The organism is Lacrimispora sp. (assembly GCF_031982545.1).
Classification (GTDB): Bacteria; Bacillota; Clostridia; order Lachnospirales; family Lachnospiraceae; genus Lacrimispora.
The window spans coordinates 62,911-86,888 of sequence record NZ_DALYXB010000016.1 but is presented as its reverse complement, the minus strand read 5'-3'; the positions used below and the strand labels follow the sequence as shown (position 1 = coordinate 86,888).

The window sequence follows — 23,978 nt, the reverse complement described above, 5'->3', positions numbered from 1 at the left end:
AACTCAATACAATTCAGAACCTCTCAGGACATTTCTCTTGGGAGGTTTTTTGCATCATTTATAATTGATGAAGCATGAATACATATTTTGAAGAAAATAGTAGTAGTTAAACATTGACAAATAAGAATTCAAAATATATAATTATTAGAAATTTATATAATAAAGGCATTGAAGAGAAGAGTAAACTATTTGCGCTTTTACAGAGACCTCAAGATGGTGAAAATGAGGAAAGTTATAAAATGGTTGAATATGGCCTCTGAGCTGCGTACCGAAACATATTGTTTAGGCTACGACGGGTGCACCCGTTACAGTGATAGACTATCGATGAATCATTTCTCGTCCGTAGTTGATAAGACCTGTATCGTGAGGTATAGGTGAATTTAGGGTGGTAACACGAAGCTTCGCTCTCGTCCCTGAAAAAGAAATTTTTCAGAGAGGAGGGCTTTTTTATTTGCTTTTTAAAATTTAGATTTGTTATCACAATAAAAAAGAAATGAGGAATGTTATATGAGAAACATTTTAGTTGGTGGTGCATGGCCATATGCAAATGGCTCATTGCACCTAGGTCACATAGCTGGGTTATTGCCAGGAGATGTAATTGCTCGGTATCATAGAGCAATAGGAGATAAAGTATATTATGTATCAGGTAGTGACTGTCATGGAACTCCTGTAGCGATACGTGCAAAGAACGAAAATAAATCACCGCAAGAAGTGAGCGATTATTATCATGAAGAATTTAGAGATTGTTTTGAACGATTAGGATTTAGTTATGGTGTCTATACAAAAACGTCTTCTGAAGAGCATAAGAATTTTGTGAGACAGTTTCATGAAAAACTTTATAAGAGTAATTATGTTTATGAAAAAGAAGCTCCACAGGCATATTGTGATTGTTGTAATAATTTTCTGGCGGATAGGTTTGTGACTGGAAAATGTCCGAAATGTGGGAATGATACAAGAGGGGATCAATGTGACTTTTGTGGAACAGTATTAGAACCAGAAGGATTAGTAGATCCAGTTTGTGCTATTTGTGGCAATAGAATTTCGTTTAAAAATGCAACTCATCTGTATATTGCTATTTCAAAAATGGCGGATCAATTAAAAGCGTTAGTTAATAACAATCCGAATTGGAGAAAAAATGCAATATCATTTACAAACCGCTATATAAATGAAGGCTTAAAAGACAGGGCACTTACGCGTGATTTGGATTGGGGAATAGATGTTCCAAAAGAAGGATTTGAGGATAAGAAAATTTATATCTGGGCAGAAAATGTTCTGGGATATTTATCTGCCAGTCAAATTGCGGCAGAACAAAATGGTGAGGATTATAAAAAAATTTGGGGAGTAAATGCGAAACATTATTATGTTCATGGAAAAGATAATATTCCTTTTCATACTATTATTTTACCAGCATTGCTTATTGCCAATGGAAATGGATGGCATTTGCCAGATGAGATTATATCAAGTGAATATTTGACCTTGGAAGGCAGAAAAATATCCACAAGTCAGAATTATGCAATTTGGATAAAGGATATTATAAATAGATATAATGCGGATTCTATTAGATATTACTTGTTGGCAAATGGACCCGAAAAAAAGGATGCAGATTTTTCATGGCGAGAGTATGTGAATAGCCATAATGGTGAGTTGCTTGGTGCATATGGTAACTTTATCAATAGAACACTTGCTTTTATCAATAGATATATGAATGGAATTATTCCGGCTGGGAATTTGAATTCAGAAGTTGAGGTGAAAATTGATCAGTTATTTTGTGAAACAGGAGAAAAAGTAGAGGCAGGTAATCTAAGGGATGCCATTGATGGAATATTTGAATTTGTACGATATGCAAATAAATTCTTTGACATTGAGCAGCCTTGGATTACAAGAGTTACAGATGTTGAGGCTTGTGATAACACACTTTTTAATTGTGTTCAAATTATAGCTAATTTAGCAATATTGTTACATCCATTTTTGCCATTTTCATCTGAAAAGGTTTGTAGGTGGCTAAAAATAAGTAATGTATGGGAAAAGCAATATGTATTGACCGGTTATCAATTACCAGAAATAGAAATATTATTTGAAAGAATTGATAAAAAAATAATTGAAGAGGAAAAAGCTAAATTGGAAAAGCAGGAGGAAGTATAAGATGAATCATTTAGGTACAAAGACTCTTGAAACAAAGCGACTAGTATTAAGACCATTTAAAGAAACTGATGTTGAAGATATGTATCAGAATTGGGCAAGTAATAATAATGTTACCAAATATTTAACGTGGCCGACGCACACTTCTAAGGATATAACAAAATCTGTTGTGGATTTATGGGTAAGTAAAAACGAAGACATGAAAAATTACCAATGGTGCGTTGAGTGGAGAGAAAATCAGCAAGCTATTGGTAGCTTCGGAATCGTTCATATGGAAGAGGAAATCAATTCAGTAGAGATTGGATATTGCATTGGAGAAGAATATTGGAATAGAGGAATTACCAGTGAAGCTTTTAAAGAAGTTATCAAATTTCTATTTGAAAAAGTTGAGTGTAATAGAATCTTTGCACGGCATGATGTATGCAATCCAAATTCGGGGAAGGTTATGAAAAAATCGGGGCTTTTATATGAAGGAACGTTATTAGAAGCTGGTAAAAACAATACAGGCATATGTGATGTGGCTATATATGGAATTACCAAGACGATATACATTAGATAAATATGATTATAGAATCCAATTGAATACAAAAGCTATGATAAGAATTAGTAAGCATTTTGGATTTTCAGAGAAGAGGCGGTAGGTGCGAGCCTTTAATGAAGAAATGCCCAACCTATCTTTGAGCTGTTAGCCGAACAAAAAGCGAAATACTTTTTTAGTAAGTGTCACCGGGTTCTCCCGTTACAGAGATAAGGTATCAAGCATTTGCTTCGTACCAAGAGAGTGGAATAATTCCAAATTTAGGTGGTACCACGGACTTGATTATAGTTCGCCCTAAGCATGAGTATTTGTCGTGCTTAGGGCTTTTTGTATTCAAAAATAAATTTGGAGGTATCTATATGAAGTTAGAAAAGCTGGTTGGCGAAAGGTTTAAGGAAAGACCAAGTGACTGTGTAATTGATAGTCATGCACTTATGATTCGTGGTGGTTATATGAAATATGTTGGAAATGGCATTTATTCGTCACTACTGCCATTAAAACGGATCACTCGTAAAATTGAAAAAATCATTAGAGAGGAAATGGATAAGATTGATGGACAGGAAGTTCAGTTTCCAGTTGTTATGCCAGCTTCTCTCTGGCAAGAGTCAGGCAGATATGAAAGTATTGGGAATGAGCTTGTTCGATTTTATGATCGAAACAAAAATCCACTCGTATTAGGTATGACACATGAAGAAGCTGCAGTTCAACTTGTGCGAGATTATGCACAGAGTTATTCCAAATATCCTTTTATGGTGTACCAGATTCAAACAAAGTTCCGAGATGAAGCCAGACCAAGAGGCGGTTTGATTCGGGTACGAGAGTTCACTATGAAAGACGCTTATTCATTTCACATAAATCAGGCTGATTTGGAAAATTATTATGAACGCTGTTATCAAGCATATGGACGTATTTTTAGCAGAGTTGGAGTACCGGAAGTGATTTCCGTAGCATCAGACTCTGGCATGATGGGGGGGAATATATCGCATGAATTCATGCTCTTAACACCAATCGGTGAGGATTCCATAGTTATCTGCAGTAATTGCAGTTATAAGGCAAATATGGAAGCGGCAGATAGTGTAGTTTGCAATGAAAGAGATAATATTTCGGATAATATCAAACTTGTAAGTACTCCAGATATTAAGACTATGGAAGAAGTTTGTGGATTTCTTCATGTCACAAAAGAAAAAACCTGTAAAGCCGTTGTGTATCAGAAGAATAGTGATAATTCATATATTGTAGTTTTTATCAGAGGAGACCTCGACGTTAATGAAACAAAGCTATCCAATCTTCTTGGATATGATATTCATACAGCGACTATAATAGTTGAGAGTGAGCTGGCCACAGGCTATATTGGACCATATTTGTTGGAAGGCAATTATACAATTTTGTATGATAAATCTCTGGATAATGCAAATAATATAGTTTGTGGTGGAAATAGATTGGGCCATCACTACACTGGATTAGATATAGGACGTGATATAGAAAATGCTACATTTCATGATCTTGCGAAAATCCAAGATGGCGGTATTTGCCCATGCTGTGGTAAAAGATCCATTTCAATTTCTCGCGGAGTTGAAGTAGGTAATATATTTCAGCTTGGAACAAAATATACAAAATCTATGAATATGACATTTGTTGATGAAGAGGGAACTACACAATACCCTAGTATGGGGTGTTACGGAATTGGTATCGGTAGACTGGTTGCATCAGTTTGTGAGGCTCTTCATGATGAATTTGGTCCAATATGGCCTATGGCAATCGCACCTTGGCAGGTTCATATTTGTGCGGTACGATCTGATGATAATGCTGTAAAAGAAATTGCAAATAAGATATATGAGGAGTTACTAAGGAGCGGAATAGAAGTGATTTATGATGACAGATCTGTTAGGGCAGGCGTTATGTTTTCAGATGCAGATCTTCTGGGTGTTCCTTTGAGAATCATCATAAGCCCAAGAAATATAAAAGAGAATTGTTGCGAGATAATATCACGAGATAAAACAATCTCAATGAAAGTTGCTCTGGATTTGATAAAAGAGAAGACTTTAGAATTGATACAGCTACTTGATAAAAAGTATATAGACTAGTAGATTGCATGAGATGCAGATATCAAAAGAGATAGTAGTAAGATGAATCACTATTTCACTTTTTTTCCTTATATAGTATACTAATATAAAAGTGAATAAAAGTTATAATGAAATCCTGTTTTGGAGGAACCAATTATGTGGTGTCATTTCTTATTTAACAACATTAAATTACGTTAATTAGTTTAAGTTAATAGTAAGTTAGTTATTTTTATGCAAAAAGCATAGGTTTATTTGTTGTTGAATAAAGGAGACATTAATATGAAGATTGATAATAATATAATAAAGCACTATTTAAAAAATGTAATGTTTATTACAGGAACAGCATATGCAGGAAAGTCAACTATGGTAGCAATGTTGGCAGACAATTATGGGTTGATCCAATGTGGAGAAAATTATCACACCCGTGTTGCGGATAATGTGAAAGTACCAGAATATCAACCTAATTTGTGCTATTTCGAGACGATGAAAGATTGGCAGGAGTTTGTAAATCGGACACCGGAAGAATATGAAAAATGGATTCTTGGAGGTGCACAGGAAGCGGCTGAGTTTGAAGTGGTGGAACTAATTCGTATATCGCAAAACCAAAAAGTAATTGTAGATACCAATATTCCTCTTTCTATATTGCATGAGATTGCAGATTATCATCAAGTAGCTGTAATGCTTTCTTCCCAGGCCATATCGATCGAGAAGTTCTTTGACCGGGAGGATCCTGATAAGGCATTTTTGAAAGAGCAGATAATGAAGGCAGAGGATCCGGAAAAAACAATGGAAAATTATAAGGCATGCATAGCGATAGTGAATGGGAAAAAATATTATGACGAGTATGCGAAAAGTGGCTTTTTTACACTGGTAAGAACTGATACTGTCAGAGATACCAAGGCTGAAACTTTAGAAATTTTAGCAACTCATTTTAAGCTTAATGGAATTAAGACAAGGTCGAAGAGATAATATGTCGAAATCTAAATCCTCAGGGCAGTGATGTCCTGGGGATTATTTTTATTATTTAGCATATAATATTACTATTGACGTACAGATATCTGTACGATATAATAAAAAGTACAGAAATCCGTACTATAAGGAGGTGCTTTCATGTTGGCAGTTAATTATACAACGTTAAGAGATAATATGAAGACATATATGGATAAAATCACAGATGATTATGAGACAATGATTGTTACAAGAAAGGATAACAAAAATGTTGTTATGCTGTCTGAAGAATCCTATAACAATATGATGGAAAATATATATGTAATGGGAAATAAAAGTAATTATGATTGGTTAATTGAATCAAAGGCTCAGTTAGAAAATGGAATGGTATCCACTCATGATCTTCCTGAGGTAGAAGCTGATGAATAAAGTGTTTACAAAGAACGGATGGGATGATTATATTTATTGGCAGACGGAAGATAGAAAAACACTAAGAAAAATAAATCATTTGATTGAAGATATTGCTAGAAATGGGAACGAAGGAGTTGGAAAGCCAGAAGCTCTAAGTGGAAATCTAGCTGGTTTTTGGAGCAGAAGAATAAATGATAAAGATCGGTTGATATATAAAATTGATAATGAGAATATCTATATCTTGGCTTGTAGATACCATTATGGCGATAAGTGAACGAGACGTTCAGCGTAAAAGAAAATTTTATAGACTAGAAGCAATTATTTACTATATTGAATAATCATTCCGTAAAAAAATACGTTTTGATAGTGATCGTATCAAAAACGGAGCTTTTTGTATGAAGATTATTTTGAACACTTAGGGCAAGTGAACTTTTCAGGTAGATGAATATAAATATCAAAGACAGGCGGTGTATCCTTTTGAAAAGCATCCGAGGTAACTACTCAGTACAGTTGATATAATCTGTTAGCAGATTGTGCTGAGGTTAATTTTAAAATATGTTAACAGTCTCAACTGTACTGACCCTTTTTCCAAACAGGTAAAATAAAAAAGGAGTACAGGAATGAGCCAAATAAAAGAAGTCATAAAAGAAAATAGAAAGGCGATTGCCTTATACGTTATAACAGGTTTATTAATTGCATTTTTAACAAACTATAAAATAAAATATTTTCAAAAAATAATTGATGAGTTTAATGATCACACAATCAGATTAAATACTATTCTGGTATATGGAATTGTATTAATTAGTTTTTACCTGTTAAATTATTTTGACGAATATCCGAAGCAAAAGCTTCGACATGGAATTTATCTGGATTTTAAAGTACAGGCTTTAAAAAAGATTAGTAAAATCCAGTATATTGAGTATCAATCTTTGGGTACAGGAAAGCTTACACAAAGCATTGAGAATGGGGCTAATGCAGGAAAAGGAATTATTTTTGATTATTGGTTATGCGTTTGCAGACAATTAATGCCAACCATTTTATTCAGCATCTTTTTTATATGGAAATTAAACCCGTTTATCACTTATTTAATATTGTTCGGTTATGTTTTTGTATTTATCACAACGAATTTACTTTTGAAGTTATTGTATTCAATCAAGGAAAAAATCTTGTGCAATGAAGAAATGATGAATCATTATCTGGTTCGCGGATTTATGGAGATGGTGACATTTCGAATGAGCTGCCGATTTCCTTATGAAATAGTAAAAGTAGTAAATTCCAAGAATGAGATTATAAGATCTAAAGTAAAGATGAATATGATCCATGAAGCATTCTTCACCATATTTGCAATACTTGTGGCATTTCTAAATGTAGGAATCCTTGTATACGCCTGGTTGAATCAATCTGTTTCAATAGGAACCTCAGTGGCACTTATTTCTCTGGTTGAAAATGCCTATACACCAATTGCGATCTTTAATGTATTAACTGTACAGTATAAACTGGATAAGGCTACATACAGCAGATTCGAAAAAATTCTTAACATGAAAGAGGATGAGCAATTAGAGAAAGGAACGAGTGTTAAAGTAGAACGAGGCGAAATTAAGATAACAAATCTTTGCTTTCAATATAACAATAAGAACGTCATTAATAATTTGAATGTTGAGATTCACAAGGGGGAAAAAATAGCCCTTGTGGGGAGCAGTGGCTCCGGAAAAACAACACTAATTAAACTCTTATTGGGATTATTAAAATATGATTCTGGCAGTATTCAGATAGATGGTAATGAACTAAGGGACATTAGTCTGGAAAGTCTGTATAAAAATGTAAGCTATATCTCACAGGAGGCTCCGGTATTTGACGGTACCGTAAGAGAAAATATTGTTCATAACCAAAATCAAAATGACCAATATATCCGGGAAATATTAAAGAAAATGAGGTTGGATGATTCTGTGTCAAAAATGGATAACGGAATTGATACGCTTATCGGTGAACGTGGGATGATATTATCCGGAGGTGAGAGACAGAGGCTGGCATTAGCCAGGCTGTGGTTTCAAAAAAATAATATAGCTATTCTGGATGAAGCAACTTCTGCCTTGGATAATATAACGGAAGAGGCTGTTATGAATGAAGTCTTGAGCCTTTTGTCAGAGAAAACGGTCATTGCAATTGCACACCGACTGACTTCCATCATAAATTTTGACCGGATTATTGTATTTTACAATGGTCATATTGTTGAACAGGGAACATTTGATGAACTATTAAAGAATGGAATGTATTTTTCTGACTTGTATCATAAGAGCATGCAGTAAACGAATTTGTAGAGAGGATAATCTCCTCTCTACATTTATATTTTACCATGAAAACGGTTAAAACTCAAGACTACAAAATTTAGCCCAAAAGGGATATACTACTTACACGAATGGAGGTATGTATATGGATGAGCAAAATTGGCTTGAGGTCATGAATCGGCAGCAGTGGGTGAAGCAGATACAGGAAACGAATCAGTTTACATCAAAATATGGGCTTCAAATATCGGAGGAAGATACGGATGTTTTGATTGAAGAGAAAAACCATACGTTGAAAGCAGAACGCAGAGTTGAATTTGGCCAGAGCGTGATTCCGCAGATTATATATATCTTCTGTGATTCTGGTTTTATTTCTCCGGATAACTATTTGAATACGTTGATCCGGCTCCAGGAAATTTTCTTTCAGTATAAGAATGAAATGCAGGATGAGATTACAGATGAAGAATTGCTTAATTTTATGAAAGAACAATTTGAAGATGTTTGCTATGGGGATCTTGAGTATCTGGAAAGCACTTGTCTTGAAATATTCAGTGAGGCAATCAGGGCTGGTTACAAGGGGTATAAGATTACCCAGGGTAAGGGAGAGTTTTCCAAGATAGACATTGTTCAGAGGTGGGATAAAGATCTGTATTTACAGACGCTGAAAGAGCTTTGCTGGAGGTAGTGTGTATGGGGGTTGAGATAGAAAAGGAGAATTATTAAATGGAACCATATTACTATAGTCAGATGAATAAGCAGCAACAAAGAATTTACCAGGTCATTAAGAGCGGCCTGGAGTCACTTTCACAGAGTTTTGATGTGCAAAGAATCGATGGGGCTGAGCTGAGCGATATCTTTTTTAAGTTGAGATTGGATTGTCCGGAGATATTTTATGCTTCCACGTTTCAATATTCCTTTTACGATAACTCGTCACTTGTAAAGATGAAGCCGGTTTATTTATTTGATAAGAATAAAATTAAAGAACATCAGGTGGCAATGACTGCCAGAGTGGAGAAGCTTGCCAGGGTGGTGAAAGATAAAAGTGATTGGGAGAAAGAACAATACATTCATGATTTTATCTGTGAAAATGTTACTTATGATAAGCTGAAAAAACAGTATTCCCATGAAATCCTGGGGCCATTGGGGCAGGGCGTGGGCGTTTGTGAGGGAATTGCAAAGTCGGTGAAGATCCTTTGTGACCGGCTTTCTATTCCCTGTATTGTTGTTATTTCTGAGAATAATCCGGAAAAGAACATCAAATACAGGCACGCCTGGAATGTGGTTCGGATCAATGGGGTGTGGTATCATCTGGATGCCACATTTGATAATACATTAGGAAAAAAAGAACTGAGATATGACTATTTTAACCTGGATGATAAAGGGATCTTTAAGGATCATGAGCCTGTGATATATAAGGTTCCGGTGTGTGGAGATGGAGATCATTTCTATTATAAGGATAAGAAACTTTCTTTCACCAAATTGGAGGATATTAAAAAACGCTGCCAACAGGCAATTAAAAAGGGGAAAGTATTAACATTTCAGTGGAGAGGCGGATACCTTACTAAGACTGTTATGGAAGAACTATTGCAGATCATTGCTGGTGAAGCAAAGGAAAAAGGCAGACACAGTCAGATTACCATTAACTGGCCTCAGGCGGTTGTACGTGTTAAATTTCTTGAGGAGCAGATGGAAGATTCGGTGAAAATGGAGGATGCATACGAAGAGGAAAATGATGCGGAAATGTAGGGACAAAAAAATTGACAGGAAGAGGAACTGGGGTGTTTGTAGCGCCTTAGAAATACTTCTACGAAAAAATAAAATATTTTGTCACAAATGCTAAGTTCTGGTTGTCTAATAATAGACACGTAAAATTAAGGAGGAACAAGTCATGCAAAACAAAATATTTGATTTATTTGACAAGGCGGTTGAAGGAGACAGGGAGGCACTGGAAGAATTAATTCTAAGTGTGAAGGATATGATCTATAACCTGTCTCTACGAATGCTAGGAATGCCTTTTGATGCTGAGGATGCAACCCAGGAAATTATTATTAAAGTTATCACTCAGCTTTCTTCATTCCGGAAAGAAAGTGCATTTTCTACCTGGGTGTACCGCATCGCCGCAAATTATTTAATCAATTACAAAAAGTCTATGTTTGCACAGCATCAGCTCAGTTTTGAATTTTATGGGCAGGATATTGATAATGGGTTCATCCATAATACAAATCAATTAACCCAAAATGTGGACGAGAATCTTCTGGCTGATGAATTAAAACATTCCTGCACAAATGTTATGCTTCAGTGCCTGGATGCGGAAAGCCGTCTGATTTATATACTTGGTGTTATGTTTAGAGTTGACAGTAAGATTTGTGCTGAAATTCTGGAAATTTCACCAGAAGCATATCGCCAGCGCCTTTCACGCATTCGAAAACAGGTTGGAGAATTTTTGAGTGAATATTGCGGTTTATCTCAGACTGGTAAATGTAATTGCAAGAAGCGGGTAGGATACGCCATACATACAAAACGGTTGGAACCCAATAAATTAGAGTATAGCAATATGTCCATAGCGGACGAAAAATCCATCTTTAATTTCACTCGGGCAATGGAGGAGATGGATCAGATGTCCCTTATTTTCGCACAGCTGCCCAAGTACCGCTCGCCAGATGTAATCCATAGATTTATTGAAGATCTTTTGGATTCCTCCGCAATGAGAGTGGTTGCCGGAGCTGGTGAGGAGGTAACCGTATGAGAAAATTCTTTTTGACGTTGCTGATTGGGATTGCGGCAGGAACACTTGATGTGCTGCCGATGATAAAAATGAAGCTTGATCAGTATTCCATCGCTTCTGCATTTGTATTTTATCTGATTCTACCTTTTGTGATATTTAACCTTAATTTATATGGAATTGTATGGTGGATGAAAGGTGGTATGATTGGATTTGGCTTAGCCTTACCGGTTATCATCCTTGTGGCCAGAGAAGATAAAAAATCGATGGTTCCCATGGTTGTTATGTCGATAATATTGGGAACGGTCATTAGTACTGCCGGCTATTATTTGATTTAAAACCATGCATCAGAGCCGGTTTTCCTGTATTGTAGTCCGGTATTCTTTGGGGGTGGCGCCGACCAGATCTTTAAACTGCTTGGTGAAATAACTGGGGCTTGAGAAACCACAGTCAAAAGCAATATCAGTTATGGGGGCATCTGTGGTTGAAAGCTGCTCTGCGGCTTTCAACAGCCGCCTCCGCTGAATATACGCCATCGGGCTGTAATGCAGATACCGGCTGAATATGCGCTGGCATTCTCTTGTACAGATATTTGCTGTATCTGCAATTTCTTTCACTGTCATCACATTTCTTAGATTTTCGTCAATCCATTCCAACATTTGCTTCAAACGGGATTCCTGAATCGTTGGCACTCTGCGTGAGGGCATAGTCTGATGCTTTTCCTTTGTATAAAGCAGTATTTTTGACATTGCTTCCCGGACTTCAAATTGATAACCGGGTTTCTCCTCCGCGCAGGCATGAAAGGCAATATTAAACTGCTGAAAAAACGATTTATCTTCAGCCTCTCTTCCGAATTTCAAAAAATCTGGTCCTGCATTTAATAAAGGACGTACATACATCGTATCAAAAACACTTCCCGGCGTACCGCCTACAATACCAGAGTCAAATACAAAAGAATGATAGATACAGGGAGAAGGCACAATTGCAGTAAAGGAGTGCAGTACACCAGTATTGATAAAACACCCTTCTCCGGCTTCAACATAGTAGGAATTGTCTCCGATCTGAATCAAAACACTTCCATGTAATAAAATAAACACTTCTAATTCCAGATGCCAGTGGGAAGGAATGCAATCAGCAATATATTGGTGGATATCTCCTTCATTGGCAAGCAGGTCGAAAATCCGAAAGCCTTGTTCCTGCAATTCTTTTCTGTGGCTGTCTGTTGAAACATAATTTCTGTTTCGAATCATTTTACTCCCCTTATTTGTCGCTTTTTTTATAGTATATGACGTTTGTGTGAAAGCAGCAAGTATTATTTATGTATATAATGAGAGTAAGAAGTACAGATAAAATATGGGTATTTAATGCTGCATTAGTCACCGGCCAAGGGGGAATAGGTTTTATGCAGATGAATCACAAAAGTCGCGTTCTTGATATGACAAAAGGCAGTCCGTTTCATTTGCTTCTCTATTTTTCACTGCCACTTTTTTTCGGGAATTTATTGCAGCAGTTATATAGTCTGGCTGATACTTCAATTGCGGGTCATCTGCTGGGGGATGGAGCTTTGGCAGAAATTGGCGCAACGGCAGCACTTTACAGTCTTATTACTAATTTTGTCTTTGGATTGAATAATGGCCTGGCTTTGATTGTAAGCAAGTATTTTGGCGCCGGAGAAAAAAAGGAGATGAAGCATGCTGTCTGCTATATGGTTACGATCTCCTGTGTCTTTGCAGCACTCCTTACTACGTTTTTTTTGTTGTTCCGACATTCACTTTTAGCGATACTTCAGATACCAGAGGATACTCTGGAGGGAGCGCTTAACTACTTTACCATTATACTGGTGGGAATCCCTTTGTTCATGGCGTATAATCTGGAATTCAGTCTACTTCAGGCAGTTGGCAACAGCTTTACGCCGCTGCTGTTTTTACTCTTTAGCAGTGTGCTGAATGTAGGACTGGACTATCTGTTTATGGGAAATCTGGCAATGGGAGTACAGGGAGCAGCGATAGCAACTGTGCTTGCGCAGGGAGTCAGTGGGGTATTATGCTTTTTTTATATTGTAAAAAATTATAGGGAACTATGCTTTGAGAAAAAGGATTTTCTTGTAAAGCCTGCCTTTATTTTTAAAATGCTCTGGACAGGGCTCAGTATGGCACTTATGAGCACCATTTATAACATTGGCAGTGTTGTTTTACAAAGCAGTATCAACGCACTGGGTAGTGTCTATATAGCAGCCCAGATGGGAGCACGCCGTCTGGCTGAACTATTTTATAATCCGGGCCTTGCTCTGGCGGCAAGTATTGCTACTTATTCCAGTCAGAATTATGGAGCCAATCGCAATTCACGAATAGGGAAAGGGATTAAGACGGCCTTCCTTATTTATGGCGTCTGGTGGCTGTTTGCTGTCACGTTTGTATTTTTGTTTGGAGAAAATGCAGTAAAGCTCATTACGGGTAGTGTCAGCCAGGAAGTTGTTTCAAGTGCAGTACTTTACCTTCAAATCAGTATACCAATGATTCCACCAATGGCATTTCTTGTAATTATGCGGAGCGCATTGCAGGGGCTGGGGCATCCTGGGCTGCCGCTTCTATGCAGCGTGATCGAACTGATTGGGAAAGTATGGTTTTCCATTATGATCGTACCAGTGTGGGGATATCCGGCTGTATGTATCTGTGAGCCTGTCTTATGGGTCATTTGCTCGCTGGTTATTTTAGCCGCTCCATTTGTTTACCGCAGGGAATTTGCCTGAGTGAGACGGTAGAGAGGAGTTGTTTATGAAAACAGTTTTATTTGGTGATTTTGAACCAGTGGTTTATAAAGTGGTTCAGGCGATTGAGTTAGAAGCCCGTAATTTTAACAATACAATTCTCCCCAATATTGGAATTCCCATATTGGAACAATATCACACCCTTGTTGACTGTTACGTTTATTTTTATGATTCACAAAGGGATATTAAATGTGGCATTTACAATGGTTCCACTCTGTTGTGTAATGGGAAAACCCTGATTCCAAACAGCTGTGGATTTTTAAACGAGGCATCCAAATCGGAGGCATTTGATATGATTGGAATGATTCCATGTTCCTCCGATTTCCGTTTATCAAGAATGGTCGGCATTGCAGATGAGATCAGAATTGTTTCCAATAACCGTGTGGAAATCACACTGAACCAGGCGTCTGTCCTTGTTATCATTGCCCGGATTTCAGCAGGAGAAGTAAATTATTTAAAAAGAGAGAGGAACAGAGCATGATGGAAGCAGTTATTTTTGATTTGGACGGATTGTTAATCGATAGTGAAGTGATTTCATATCAATTATACCAGGAGTTATTAAACAAATATGGACACTCTTTTACCATAGAGAATTATGCGCAGAACTATAGTGGGAAAACAGAACTGGGGAATATGGAAACTCTGGTGGATCTTTACCGGCTTCCCATTTCTGTACAGGAAGGACTGGATTACACGCTATCGCGGGAGAAAGAGTATTTTATAAAAGGAGTTTCATTAAAACCAGGTGTCAGAGAGCTGTTGGATTATCTGAAGAAAAATAAATACAGGATTGCTTTGGCATCATCCAGCACCAAAGACAGAGCAATGTTTGCTTTGGTGCAACATGGAATAGATGGCTACTTTGATGAAATGGTGTTTGGTACAGAAGTTGAAAAGGGAAAACCCAATCCGGATATATTTTTGAAGGCATGTAAAAAATTAAAGGTTGATCCTGAAAAATGTCTTGTACTGGAAGATAGTGAGGCCGGAATACAAGCTTCATACTCTGCCCGGATTCCTGTGATCTGTATACCGGACATGAAAAAACCAACCATAAAATATCAAGGAATGACAGAAATGATCCTGCCATCTTTGTTGGAAGTGATATTTTATCTGGAGAAGGGAACAGCAAAAGAAACGGAGAATTAAGTAACTCCCCAGCCTAAATATATTTATAAAAAACTTGATTATATCCAACGTTGGATATATAATTACTTTATCATTACAGATGAGGTGCTTTTCATGGTACAATTATTCATTCTATTCTTTTTTAGTATTAAGCCGACACATGGCTATGAAATTCAAAGGTTTATCAGTCTCAATCGTATGTCTGAATGGAATAATATAAAATCCGGTTCTATCTATTATGCAATTAAAAAATTAGAAAAAGACGGATATATCAGCATGATTGATAAACCGGAAGAAGGAGAAAAGAAAAAGCAGATTTATGAAATAACACAAAAAGGCAGAGACGTACTTAAAATATTGGCATATAAGGAGATAGGAAAGCCTCTGCAGGGAGCAGCATCGGAAAAATTTCTTTTATATCCCATAATTGCCAGCCTTCAGAAGGAAGAGATCGTTCAATGCGTGGAAAACCATATGGGTGATTTAAAAGTACAGAAAAACCGGATTAATGACTGGAGAAAAGAGAAGGAGCAAAATCCCTGTTCCATGGAAGTAATTACTTTGGATTATATGATAACAACCATAGAAAGTCAGATAAACTGGCATAGACTGATGTTAGACAATCTGGACAAAATTATTCAGGAAACAGAAGAGATTGTAGCGCTGATTAAAGAAACAAACTTTATGAATTATGAATGTTAAAATGTGAATCATGCACCAAAACGAAGCTATGGTTTTGGTGCAAAAAAATATGATTGTATCCAACGTTGGATAGTGAGGAGCGGGAAATGAATGTTTTGGTTATTTCAGGAAGTCCCAGGAGGAAAGACAGTTATCTGATCTGCATGGAGATTTGGAATGAATTAAAGAAGTACGATTCTGGGATTGAGTTCGAGTATCTACAATTAAGTCAGTCCAATATTTCAGAATGCAGAGGCTGCGCCATCTGCTTTCAAAAAAGTGAATTATTATGTCCCTGTAAGGAGGATGAGATCGAGTCAATAAAAGAGAAGATGAAAAATGCAGATGCAATTATTATGTCCAGTCCGGTCTATGCCTATCAGGTTACGGGACAGATGAAACTCTTTATTGATCGTTTGTCTTATTTATTTCACAGGCAGGAGCTTTGTGGGAAACCGGTACTTATTGTAGTTACCACAGATGGAGGAGGAAGCAAACAGGTTTACAAGTACTTAAAGATGACAGTATCCGGTTGGGCAATGGATCTGGTGGGTGATGTACAGATTATTTCCCCAATGTATTTCCAAAACAGAGAGCTCAAAGGTGTTTTTAAGTTTAATAAGAGCGTATATGCAAGAGGGCAGAAAAGAATAAAAAGCCTGACAAAAAAGTTGTATGAAAAAATGGAGCAGAGCGATAAAAAAGTACCCACATTTTATGATATATTTCTATTTAACTGTCTGCGAAGTAAAATATATACATCAGATGCAGATCGCACTTATTGGAGTGATAAGGGCTGGATTGATGCTCCTTACTTTTTTAATGTGGATATGAATCCAGTAAAACGTCTCTTTGGAAAAGTGATGAAAAGACTCATTGATATGCTTGGAAAAAAATTATCTTCAGGCACCTAGTCCTCAATTCCAATCTCTGTATTGCGAAAGTTGAGATTTCGATATTTCAGAGGAGTCATTCCCATTTTCTTATGAAATATCTCTGTGAAATAGCTCTGATTGGGAAATGCCAGTATTGAGGAGATCTGCGAGGGGGAATAGTCAGAATAAATCAGCATATTACTGGCAGTCTCGATTTTCTTATCCCTGATATAGTGACTGACTGTCACGCCCACTTCTTTTTTGAACAGGCGGGATAAATAGGAGGAGTTTAAACCGATGGCAGACGCAAGTGTTTCTATGGTGATCCGGGTATGGAGGTTGTCGCAGATAAAGTCAATGCATGACGCTATATGTTTTGAGGTCGCTTTATTTTTTCTTATAAATTTCATGCGTTTTGCGTAGTCCAGACACATTAGGGGATGGAGGGCGGCAACATCTTCCGGTTTCGTACAGCTATCCGCTTTTTGTATATAAAAATCGCTGAGACTGTAGGCTGTTGACAGTTCCATTCCGCCCTCCATACAATATCTGGCCACTAATGCAGCCGTGATAACAAAATGATATTTTATATTTTGTAGGTGATTAAACGAAAGAATTCCAAGTCCATTCTTTGATAAAAGAGATTCCTGGCAAAGTTCCCGAACTTTTGCGGTATTTCCTGATTTTATGACCGAATAAAATTCCTGCTCAGGTGTATAAGGAGCGCGGATTAAATTATTTTCTCTTCTTACAAATTCCTGAAACGCCAGTTCTTTTTTTATATTCATGGGAGAGACCCTCCAGTGCACCGTTATTTCCTTTTGATATTATATCATGAAAACAATATAAAAGAAAAGAAAATGATATCATTTGCCTGTCAGATCAGATAGTATAAAATTATCTGAAAGGAAAGGCAGTGAAGCGATATGAAACTGAAAAGAGGGTTAAATTTAGGGGGATATTTATCTCAGTGCACTCACAATATGCAGCATTACAGTACATTTATCGGAAAAGTGGATATTGAGCAGATTGCAGCATGGGGATTTGATCATATCCGCCTTCCCATTGATTACGAAGTTCTGGAAGATCAGGAAGGCAATCCCAAAGAGGAAGGTTACCGGCTGGTACATTGTATCTGTGACTGTTGCAGGGCAAATAAGCTGGATGTGATCCTTGATCTGCACAAAGCGTATGGCTATGACTTTAATGATGCAGGGAACGAGCAGAAAAATGATCTGTTTCGTAATTCCTATTTACAGGAGCGTTTTGTGAATCTTTGGGACAGGATTGCAACAGAATTTAAAAACTACGATAATGTGGCCTTTGAATTACTTAACGAGGTTGTTGAGAAGGAAAATGCGTTGCTTTGGAATGACCTGATCGACATAACGGTGGCGGCAATTCGTAAAATTGATTCATTTGTACCCATTATTTATGGGGGAATTCAGTGGAACAGCGCAAGTACATTAAAATTACTAAAAAAACCGGAAGATAAAAATATTATCTTTACCTTTCACTTTTATGAGCCGCTTTTGTTTACCCATCAAAAAGCTCATTGGGTCAAACAGATGGATCCGCAAAGGGATGTTTTCTATCCCGAAAGCATAGAGTATTACCGCTCACAGTCTGTCGTGCTGGGAGAACAGGGGGAAGCAGTCTTAAACTCAACGGTTGAGACAATTGGGAAAGAGTTTTTAGAGATAATGGTGAAGGGAGCAGTACTGGCCGCACAAAAAGCAGGCATTCAGCTGTACTGTGGGGAGTTCGGTGTGATTGACCAGGCACCTGTTCCGGATACACTGCGATGGTTCCGTGACGTACATGATATATTTGAGAAGTATCAGATTGGCTGTTCCATATGGACTTACAAAGAGATGGATTTTGGACTGACAGGAAAGCATTATGATGACATCAGAGAAGAAATAATACAGATATGGACCCAGGATCAGTTATGCAGCTGCCAAACTGAGGCTTGACGAAACAAAAAAAGCATGTTAATATTTGTTCAATTAAATATTTGCATTACAAAGAATTATATATAATTCGGAGTATAAGAAAAGGCTATGAAAAGAAAGAGTAGCATTTTCAATTCCAAACAGAAAGATGCCGGTTGATGAGAGGCTCATGGATAGAAAGTGTGAATACATCTTGGAGCTGCGCACCGAACCGATTTAAGAAGTAGGCTGCGACGGAGAGCACACCGTAATCAGGTGCAGGGGTATCGCCACGGCCGTACCCGATGAGGTAGACAATGTGAGTTGTCTATAAACTTAAGGTGGTAACACGAGAGTCACTCTCGTCCTTTTGGTAACAGAAGGACGGGAGTTTTTTTATTTGATTTAACTCAGCTCTTTGTTTTCTGGATTTCTTATCTGACATGCAAATATTAATAATACTATTACAAGGAGAATTTGAGTTATGTTAACACCGAAAGAGCAAATGCGTATTATCTGCAAAGGGGTTCACCAGTGTGTGAATAAAGAGGAGCTGCTTGTCAAACTGGAGCAATCTTATAAGCAGGAAAAGCCTCTGGTCATTAAATTAGGACTTGATCCTTCCGCACCGGATATTCATCTGGGGCATGCTGTGGTTTTAAGAAAGATCAGACAGATGCAGGAGCTTGGGCATCAGGCAGTTATTATAATCGGGGACTTTACCGGTAAAATTGGAGATCCTACAGGAAAATCAAAAGGAAGAGTGGCATTGACCGATGAAAAAGTAAAGGAAAATGCACAAACTTACTGTGAGCAGATATTTAAGATTCTGGACAAAGAGAAGACCATGGTGAGATTCAACAGTGAGTGGCTTTCAAAGCTGAATTTTGAAGATGTTATTAAACTGGCGGCAACATCCACGGTTGCCAGGATGTTAGAACGGGATGATTTCCAGAATCGCTATAAAAACGGTGTCCCTATTGGGATTCATGAATTTTTTTACCCACTAATGCAGGCTTACGATTCTGTGGAAATAAAAGCAGATATCGAGCTGGGGGGAACAGATCAGACCTTTAATGTTTTAATGGGACGTACGCTGCAAAAGGCAATGGGAACAGACCAGCAGATTGCTTTATTCATGCCCATTCTGGAAGGACTGGACGGTGTGGAGAAAATGAGCAAAAGTCTGGGAAATTATATTGGGGTTAGCGAGTCGTCTGAAGTAATGTTTAAAAAGGTGATGGAAGTACCGGATGATCTGATCATGAAATATTATGAACTGGCAACAGATGAACACCCCGACGAAATTGACAGGGTGAAAACGGATTTGGAAAACGGAGTCAATCCACGGGATATCAAGCTTCAATTAGCAGAAATTATTACTGGGCTGTACCACAAAGAGGAAGAAGTAAAGAACGCTATTTCTTACTATGAGATGGCGTTCAGCAAAAAAGCAATACCAGATGATATCCCCGTACTACTTTTGGATCTGGACAACGATACGGTGAATGACAGCATTCCAGGTCTGATTGAACTGGGATTTATTAAAAGCAAAAGTGAATTTATCCGTCTGATCAGGCAAGGCGGAGTCCAGATCAATGGCGAAAAGATGAACGTAGATGAAATAGACAGTGTACTGATCAATGGTGATGTGATGAAAATGGGCAAAAAAAGGTTTGTAAAAATCAATAAGTAACAGATGACCTCTCACCAGATTCTGGTGGGAGGTAAAAAGTATTGATTGACTATGGGAGTATTATGTGCTATCTTAAGATTAATTGGAAGTGTTATTGCCAAAATAACCCATCAGCGGAGTTGAAAGGAGAATGTGATATGTCAAATGCATTATTTGTGAAAGAGGTAATTAATGAATAACTGAATATCGGGCATATGACAGCCATGTTTGATATGCCGCCTTTAGACTCTTATATCGCTTAACTCTGTTAAACACACCATAAGATGTGTTTTTTTTGTGCCTTTTTTTAAAAGACAACCGCAGTGACAGCTCATAGGGGCTATTACCGCGGCATTTTTATGCCCTTTTTTAACAGCTGACAGATATAGGTGTCAGCAGAGAACAGGAAGAGAGGTTGCTTTTGAAAGAAAAAATGAATGGATTTATCACAGCGGTTCACAGAGAACGCTATGAGGTAAACGTAAATGGGGAAAATTTGTATGCCAAGTTAAAAGCAGGGATATATTTTACGGATTCTTGCGCAGAAGAATTTCCCACAGTTGGTGACAATGTGGAACTGGAGTATAACTCGATGGGTGACAGTCTGATTACTAAGACACTGGAACGAAAATCTGCATTTTCCAGAAAAGATCCTGATGTGGGAATGGGAGAGCAGATTGTGGCAGCTAACTTTGATTATGTTTTCATTCTGATGTCACTGAACTATGATTTTAATTTAAAACGATTGGAGCGCTATTTAACGGCTTCCTGGCAAAGCGGAGGGAAGCCGGTTATTATCCTTACAAAAGCAGACATTGCAGAAGATACGCAGGAAAAACTGAAACTGGTCAATCAGATTGCTTTAGGGGTTGACGTCTGTGTGGTCAGTGCTGTGTCAGGTGAAGGTATGGAGCAGCTAAAGAACTATCTGGAGCCTGAAAAGACGACCGTATTTCTGGGATCTTCAGGAGTGGGAAAGTCCACTTTTACCAATTATCTTCTGGGAAAAGAGATTATGAAAACCGGAGAAATCAGGGAAGATGATTCAAAAGGGCATCATACAACGACTCACCGCCAGATGTTTGTCATGGATAATGGAGCCCGGATCATTGATACACCGGGGATGCGGGAATTGGGGATGTGGATTGTTGATGAAGGTATGGATGCCAGTTTTACAGATATCAATGATATGATAAAGCAGTGCAGATTTAATAACTGCACTCATAACAGGGAACCAGGCTGTGCAATTGTTAATGCGCTGGAAGATGGGGCGTTGACAGATAAAAGGTGGAAAAATTTTCAGAAAATCCAAAAAGAGTCGAAGTTTCAGGCTGCAAAGGAAAGCAGGCAGCAGATTGCGATGAAAAAGAAGAATGGGAAGAAAAAAGAGGAACGTTTTTCAAAAATAATTGAAATTGGGGGAGAATGGTAAATGAAGATTGTTAAGGCGGAAGAAATGCATGTGGAAGAAGCTCTGAAGTTAGCAATAGGTGAATATGAGAATCAGTGCAGGCAGATAAAACAATTGCCGGAGATTGATGTTACGGACCAGTTGAGAGAATTGATCACTGGCTTATTTCGAAAAAAACATGGCTTTGTTGCGATGTGTGAAGGGGAAATGGCTGGGTACCTTGCATTTACCGGACCTATAGAGGGGTTCTTTGGAACCTGCCGGGGAGCTTATTCTCCACTGGGGGGAAATGCTTTTTCCGGTAATGACAGGGGAAGGGTTTGCTCCAAACTGGTGGAAGCGGGAATGGAAACGTTATTGGGTGAGGCACAGGTTACCAGTTTTGCCCTGACCCGGTATGCTGACGATTCCGTAGTGGACCGGTCACTGGTATTAAACGGTTTTGGAATCCGATGCAGCGATGCTGTTATGGATTTGGAGGGATTTGAAGTAAGAAAAACATCACAAGATGGTGTTACATTTAAAGAGCTTCTTGGAGAGGAAAAGAAACGTGTTCTTGATTTAAGAAACGGATTAGTAAAGCATATGTCCGGTTCTCCTATTTTTTTTCCTACTGATATCCGCCAATATATGATGCACCTTCCCAAAGAGCAATCACGTATATTTGCTGCGTTGAAAGGGGAAGAGGTAATCGGGTATCTGTCAATTTGTGATGAAGGTGAAACATTTATCAGCGAAACTAATTCCATGTACAATATCTGCGGTGCATTCGTGAAAGAGGAATATCGGGGAAAACAGGTGGCGGATGATTTGCTGGGCTATGTCTGCAATGTGTGTAAAAAGGAGGGGATTACGTATCTGGGGGTGGATTGTGAGACATTAAATCCCAACGCACTCCGCTTCTGGGGAAAGCATTTTAAAAATTACACTTACAGCTATCATCGCAGGATTGATGAACGGGTCATTGGCTATGAATCTTATCTGAAAAAGGAGTGGATATCTCACCTGTAAAATAGTACAATAGTGGATAAAGTTAACAAAGGGGGGAGTTTACAAATGATTTATCTGTCACAATTTTCATTTCCCGGTATAGAAAGTGAATACAGCTTTACGATGGGATTGAAACGAACTTGTTATGATACCTTTTATCCATTTCAGATTCTATCAAAGAATCATCTGACCAGGCTGGATTTTGAGCCGGTTACGATTTTATATGGTGGGAATGGGTCGGGTAAGACAACAGCTTTAAACGTAATTGCAGAGAAGCTTTGCCTTACCCGGGAAGCCCTCTACAACCGCTCTAATTTTTTTAAGGACTATACGGATCTTTGTTCTTATGAGGCGGAAGAACCGGTCACAAGAGACAGCCGGATTATTACCAGCGACGATGTCTTTGACTTTATGCTTAATATCAGGTCTTTAAATGAGGGGATACATCAAAAACGGGATAAGCTGTTTGATGAATATCTGGACTCAAAGTACTCCAGTTTTCAGATGAAATCTCTGGATGATTATGAAAAGCTTAAGAAGGTTAATATGTCCCGGAGTAATACCCAGTCCCGTTATATCAGAAAGAACCTGATGGGGAATGTAAGAGAGCATTCCAATGGAGAAAGTGCTTATCTGTATTTTTGTGAAAAGATTAAGGAAAATGGTCTGTATTTACTGGACGAGCCGGAAAACAGTTTATCGCCGGCACGGCAGCAGGAATTGCTGAAATTCTTAGAAGATTCGGCGCGTTTTTTTCATTGTCAGTTTATTATTGCGACACATTCTCCATTTCTTCTATCCATGAGAGGGGCAAAGATTTACGATATGGATGAGAATCCAGTTGATATTAAAAAATGGACGGAGCTGTCTAATGTACAGGCTTATTATCAATTTTTTAAAAAGCATGAAAAAGAGTTTTTGTAAGAGAAAAATATAAATAATATCAGGAGGAATAACCATGAATTTATCATATAGAAAAGCAGAAAAGGAAGATGCTGATTTATTAGTTCAAATATATAATGAAGCATTCTACGACGATTATGTCAGATATGGGGAATGCCCCGCTTATGGAAGATCCAGAGAACATATGGAGAATTCCCTGGAAAAGTTCCCGAAAGAGATTATTTACTGTGATGATAAGGCTGTTGGTGTCATTGCTGTAGAAGTTTTGGGAAACGGAGAATATTATCTTAGCTGTCTTTGTGTGATCCCACAATATCAGGGGAAGGGAATCGGCTCACGGGCATTTGAATTTATGTTGGATCAATATTCGGACTGGAAGAAGATTACTTTAATCACGCCGGCGGATAAAGAAGAAAACGTTAATTTCTATACAAAAAAATTAGCATTTAAAATTGATGGGACTCAGATGGATGGGAATGTCCAGCTGGTCCACTTTGTAATGGAACGGTAA

Annotated in this window: 24 protein-coding genes and 3 other annotated features; of the genes, 22 read left to right on the top strand and 2 right to left on the bottom strand. The window is 37.8% G+C overall.

Annotated elements, in window-relative coordinates:
- Window positions 1-159 precede the first annotated feature (159 nt).
- Window positions 160-418, top strand: a binding site (T-box leader).
- 89 nt (window positions 419-507) lie between these two features.
- From metG to ABS301_RS22335, 11 genes are all read left to right on the top strand, one after another.
- Window positions 508-2,142: a methionine--tRNA ligase gene (gene metG, locus ABS301_RS22385; protein WP_349674318.1), complete on the top strand. Its 1,635-nt coding sequence runs from the start codon at window positions 508-510 to the stop codon at window positions 2,140-2,142.
- Window position 2,143: 1 nt separating this feature from the next.
- Window positions 2,144-2,698, top strand: a complete 555-nt coding sequence (locus ABS301_RS22380; RefSeq protein ID WP_349674317.1) for a GNAT family N-acetyltransferase — start codon at window positions 2,144-2,146, stop codon at window positions 2,696-2,698.
- A 25-nt stretch (window positions 2,699-2,723) separates the two neighbouring features.
- Window positions 2,724-2,977: a binding site (T-box leader), on the top strand.
- A 59-nt stretch (window positions 2,978-3,036) separates the two neighbouring features.
- Window positions 3,037-4,761, top strand: a complete 1,725-nt coding sequence (locus tag ABS301_RS22375) for a proline--tRNA ligase (protein ID WP_349674316.1) — start codon at window positions 3,037-3,039, stop codon at window positions 4,759-4,761.
- A 258-nt stretch (window positions 4,762-5,019) separates the two neighbouring features.
- Complete coding sequence (locus ABS301_RS22370) at window positions 5,020-5,709, top strand: hypothetical protein (RefSeq protein WP_349674315.1); 690 nt, start codon at window positions 5,020-5,022, stop codon at window positions 5,707-5,709.
- A gap of 141 nt (window positions 5,710-5,850) precedes the next feature.
- A complete protein-coding gene (locus ABS301_RS22365) occupies window positions 5,851-6,117 on the top strand; it encodes a type II toxin-antitoxin system Phd/YefM family antitoxin (RefSeq protein WP_349674314.1) in 267 nt (88 codons plus the stop codon).
- Window positions 6,110-6,373, top strand: coding sequence for a Txe/YoeB family addiction module toxin (locus ABS301_RS22360; protein ID WP_346066142.1), 264 nt, complete (start codon window positions 6,110-6,112; stop codon window positions 6,371-6,373). The genes ABS301_RS22365 and ABS301_RS22360 overlap by 8 nt, the downstream gene beginning before the upstream one ends.
- Before the next feature lie 346 nt (window positions 6,374-6,719).
- Window positions 6,720-8,405 (top strand): ABC transporter ATP-binding protein, encoded by a 1,686-nt coding sequence (locus ABS301_RS22355; protein WP_349674313.1) that lies wholly within the window; start codon window positions 6,720-6,722, stop codon window positions 8,403-8,405.
- A 124-nt stretch (window positions 8,406-8,529) separates the two neighbouring features.
- A complete protein-coding gene (locus ABS301_RS22350) occupies window positions 8,530-9,066 on the top strand; it encodes a DUF6323 family protein (protein WP_349674312.1) in 537 nt (178 codons plus the stop codon).
- Window positions 9,067-9,104: 38 nt separating this feature from the next.
- Window positions 9,105-10,127, top strand: coding sequence for a transglutaminase domain-containing protein (locus ABS301_RS22345; protein WP_349674311.1), 1,023 nt, complete (start codon window positions 9,105-9,107; stop codon window positions 10,125-10,127).
- A gap of 142 nt (window positions 10,128-10,269) precedes the next feature.
- Window positions 10,270-11,127, top strand: a complete 858-nt coding sequence (locus ABS301_RS22340; RefSeq protein WP_349674310.1) for an RNA polymerase sigma factor — start codon at window positions 10,270-10,272, stop codon at window positions 11,125-11,127.
- Window positions 11,124-11,441 carry a hypothetical protein gene (locus ABS301_RS22335; RefSeq protein WP_349674309.1) on the top strand — a complete coding sequence of 106 codons (318 nt, stop codon included), beginning with the start codon at window positions 11,124-11,126 and terminating at the stop codon, window positions 11,439-11,441. Before ABS301_RS22340 ends, ABS301_RS22335 begins: the two co-directional genes overlap by 4 nt.
- Before the next feature lie 9 nt (window positions 11,442-11,450).
- On the opposite strand, the gene ABS301_RS22330 is transcribed toward ABS301_RS22335, so the two are convergent.
- Window positions 11,451-12,353, bottom strand: coding sequence for a helix-turn-helix domain-containing protein (locus ABS301_RS22330; protein ID WP_349674308.1), 903 nt, complete (start codon window positions 12,351-12,353; stop codon window positions 11,451-11,453).
- A 152-nt stretch (window positions 12,354-12,505) separates the two neighbouring features.
- Here ABS301_RS22330 and ABS301_RS22325 point away from each other — a divergent pair, with 152 nt between their 5' ends.
- The 5 genes from ABS301_RS22325 to ABS301_RS22305 all read left to right on the top strand — a co-directional run bounded on the left by ABS301_RS22325 (window position 12,506) and on the right by ABS301_RS22305 (window position 16,593).
- A complete protein-coding gene (locus tag ABS301_RS22325; RefSeq protein ID WP_349674307.1) occupies window positions 12,506-13,852 on the top strand; it encodes an MATE family efflux transporter in 1,347 nt (448 codons plus the stop codon).
- A 25-nt stretch (window positions 13,853-13,877) separates the two neighbouring features.
- Complete coding sequence (locus ABS301_RS22320) at window positions 13,878-14,351, top strand: hypothetical protein (protein WP_349674306.1); 474 nt, start codon at window positions 13,878-13,880, stop codon at window positions 14,349-14,351.
- The gene (locus ABS301_RS22315; RefSeq protein WP_349674305.1) at window positions 14,348-15,019 is read left to right on the top strand and encodes an HAD family hydrolase; all 672 of its coding nucleotides are present in this window, start codon (window positions 14,348-14,350) and stop codon (window positions 15,017-15,019) included. Before ABS301_RS22320 ends, ABS301_RS22315 begins: the two co-directional genes overlap by 4 nt.
- A 93-nt stretch (window positions 15,020-15,112) precedes the next feature.
- Complete coding sequence (locus ABS301_RS22310) at window positions 15,113-15,700, top strand: PadR family transcriptional regulator (protein WP_349674304.1); 588 nt, start codon at window positions 15,113-15,115, stop codon at window positions 15,698-15,700.
- A gap of 86 nt (window positions 15,701-15,786) precedes the next feature.
- Complete coding sequence (locus tag ABS301_RS22305) at window positions 15,787-16,593, top strand: flavodoxin family protein (protein WP_349674303.1); 807 nt, start codon at window positions 15,787-15,789, stop codon at window positions 16,591-16,593.
- Here the strand turns inward: ABS301_RS22305 and ABS301_RS22300 are convergent.
- Window positions 16,590-17,342, bottom strand: coding sequence for a helix-turn-helix transcriptional regulator (locus ABS301_RS22300; protein WP_349674302.1), 753 nt, complete (start codon window positions 17,340-17,342; stop codon window positions 16,590-16,592). The two genes, ABS301_RS22305 and ABS301_RS22300, sit on opposite strands and share 4 nt — an antisense overlap.
- A 138-nt stretch (window positions 17,343-17,480) precedes the next feature.
- Here ABS301_RS22300 and ABS301_RS22295 point away from each other — a divergent pair, with 138 nt between their 5' ends.
- The 6 genes from ABS301_RS22295 (at window position 17,481) to ABS301_RS22270 (ending at window position 23,978) form a co-directional block, all read left to right on the top strand.
- Complete coding sequence (locus tag ABS301_RS22295) at window positions 17,481-18,530, top strand: glycoside hydrolase family 5 protein (RefSeq protein ID WP_349674301.1); 1,050 nt, start codon at window positions 17,481-17,483, stop codon at window positions 18,528-18,530.
- Window positions 18,531-18,608: 78 nt separating this feature from the next.
- Window positions 18,609-18,861: a binding site (T-box leader), on the top strand.
- A gap of 111 nt (window positions 18,862-18,972) precedes the next feature.
- Complete coding sequence (gene tyrS, locus ABS301_RS22290; RefSeq protein WP_349674300.1) at window positions 18,973-20,184, top strand: tyrosine--tRNA ligase; 1,212 nt, start codon at window positions 18,973-18,975, stop codon at window positions 20,182-20,184.
- A gap of 400 nt (window positions 20,185-20,584) precedes the next feature.
- The gene (gene rsgA / locus ABS301_RS22285) at window positions 20,585-21,595 is read left to right on the top strand and encodes a ribosome small subunit-dependent GTPase A (protein WP_349674299.1); all 1,011 of its coding nucleotides are present in this window, start codon (window positions 20,585-20,587) and stop codon (window positions 21,593-21,595) included.
- Entirely contained in the window at window positions 21,596-22,585 is a 990-nt protein-coding gene (locus tag ABS301_RS22280; RefSeq protein WP_349674298.1) for a GNAT family N-acetyltransferase, read from the top strand. It begins immediately after the preceding gene.
- 45 nt (window positions 22,586-22,630) lie between these two features.
- Entirely contained in the window at window positions 22,631-23,488 is an 858-nt protein-coding gene (locus ABS301_RS22275; RefSeq protein ID WP_349674297.1) for an AAA family ATPase, read from the top strand.
- A 34-nt stretch (window positions 23,489-23,522) separates the two neighbouring features.
- Window positions 23,523-23,978 (top strand): GNAT family N-acetyltransferase, encoded by a 456-nt coding sequence (locus tag ABS301_RS22270; protein ID WP_349674296.1) that lies wholly within the window; start codon window positions 23,523-23,525, stop codon window positions 23,976-23,978.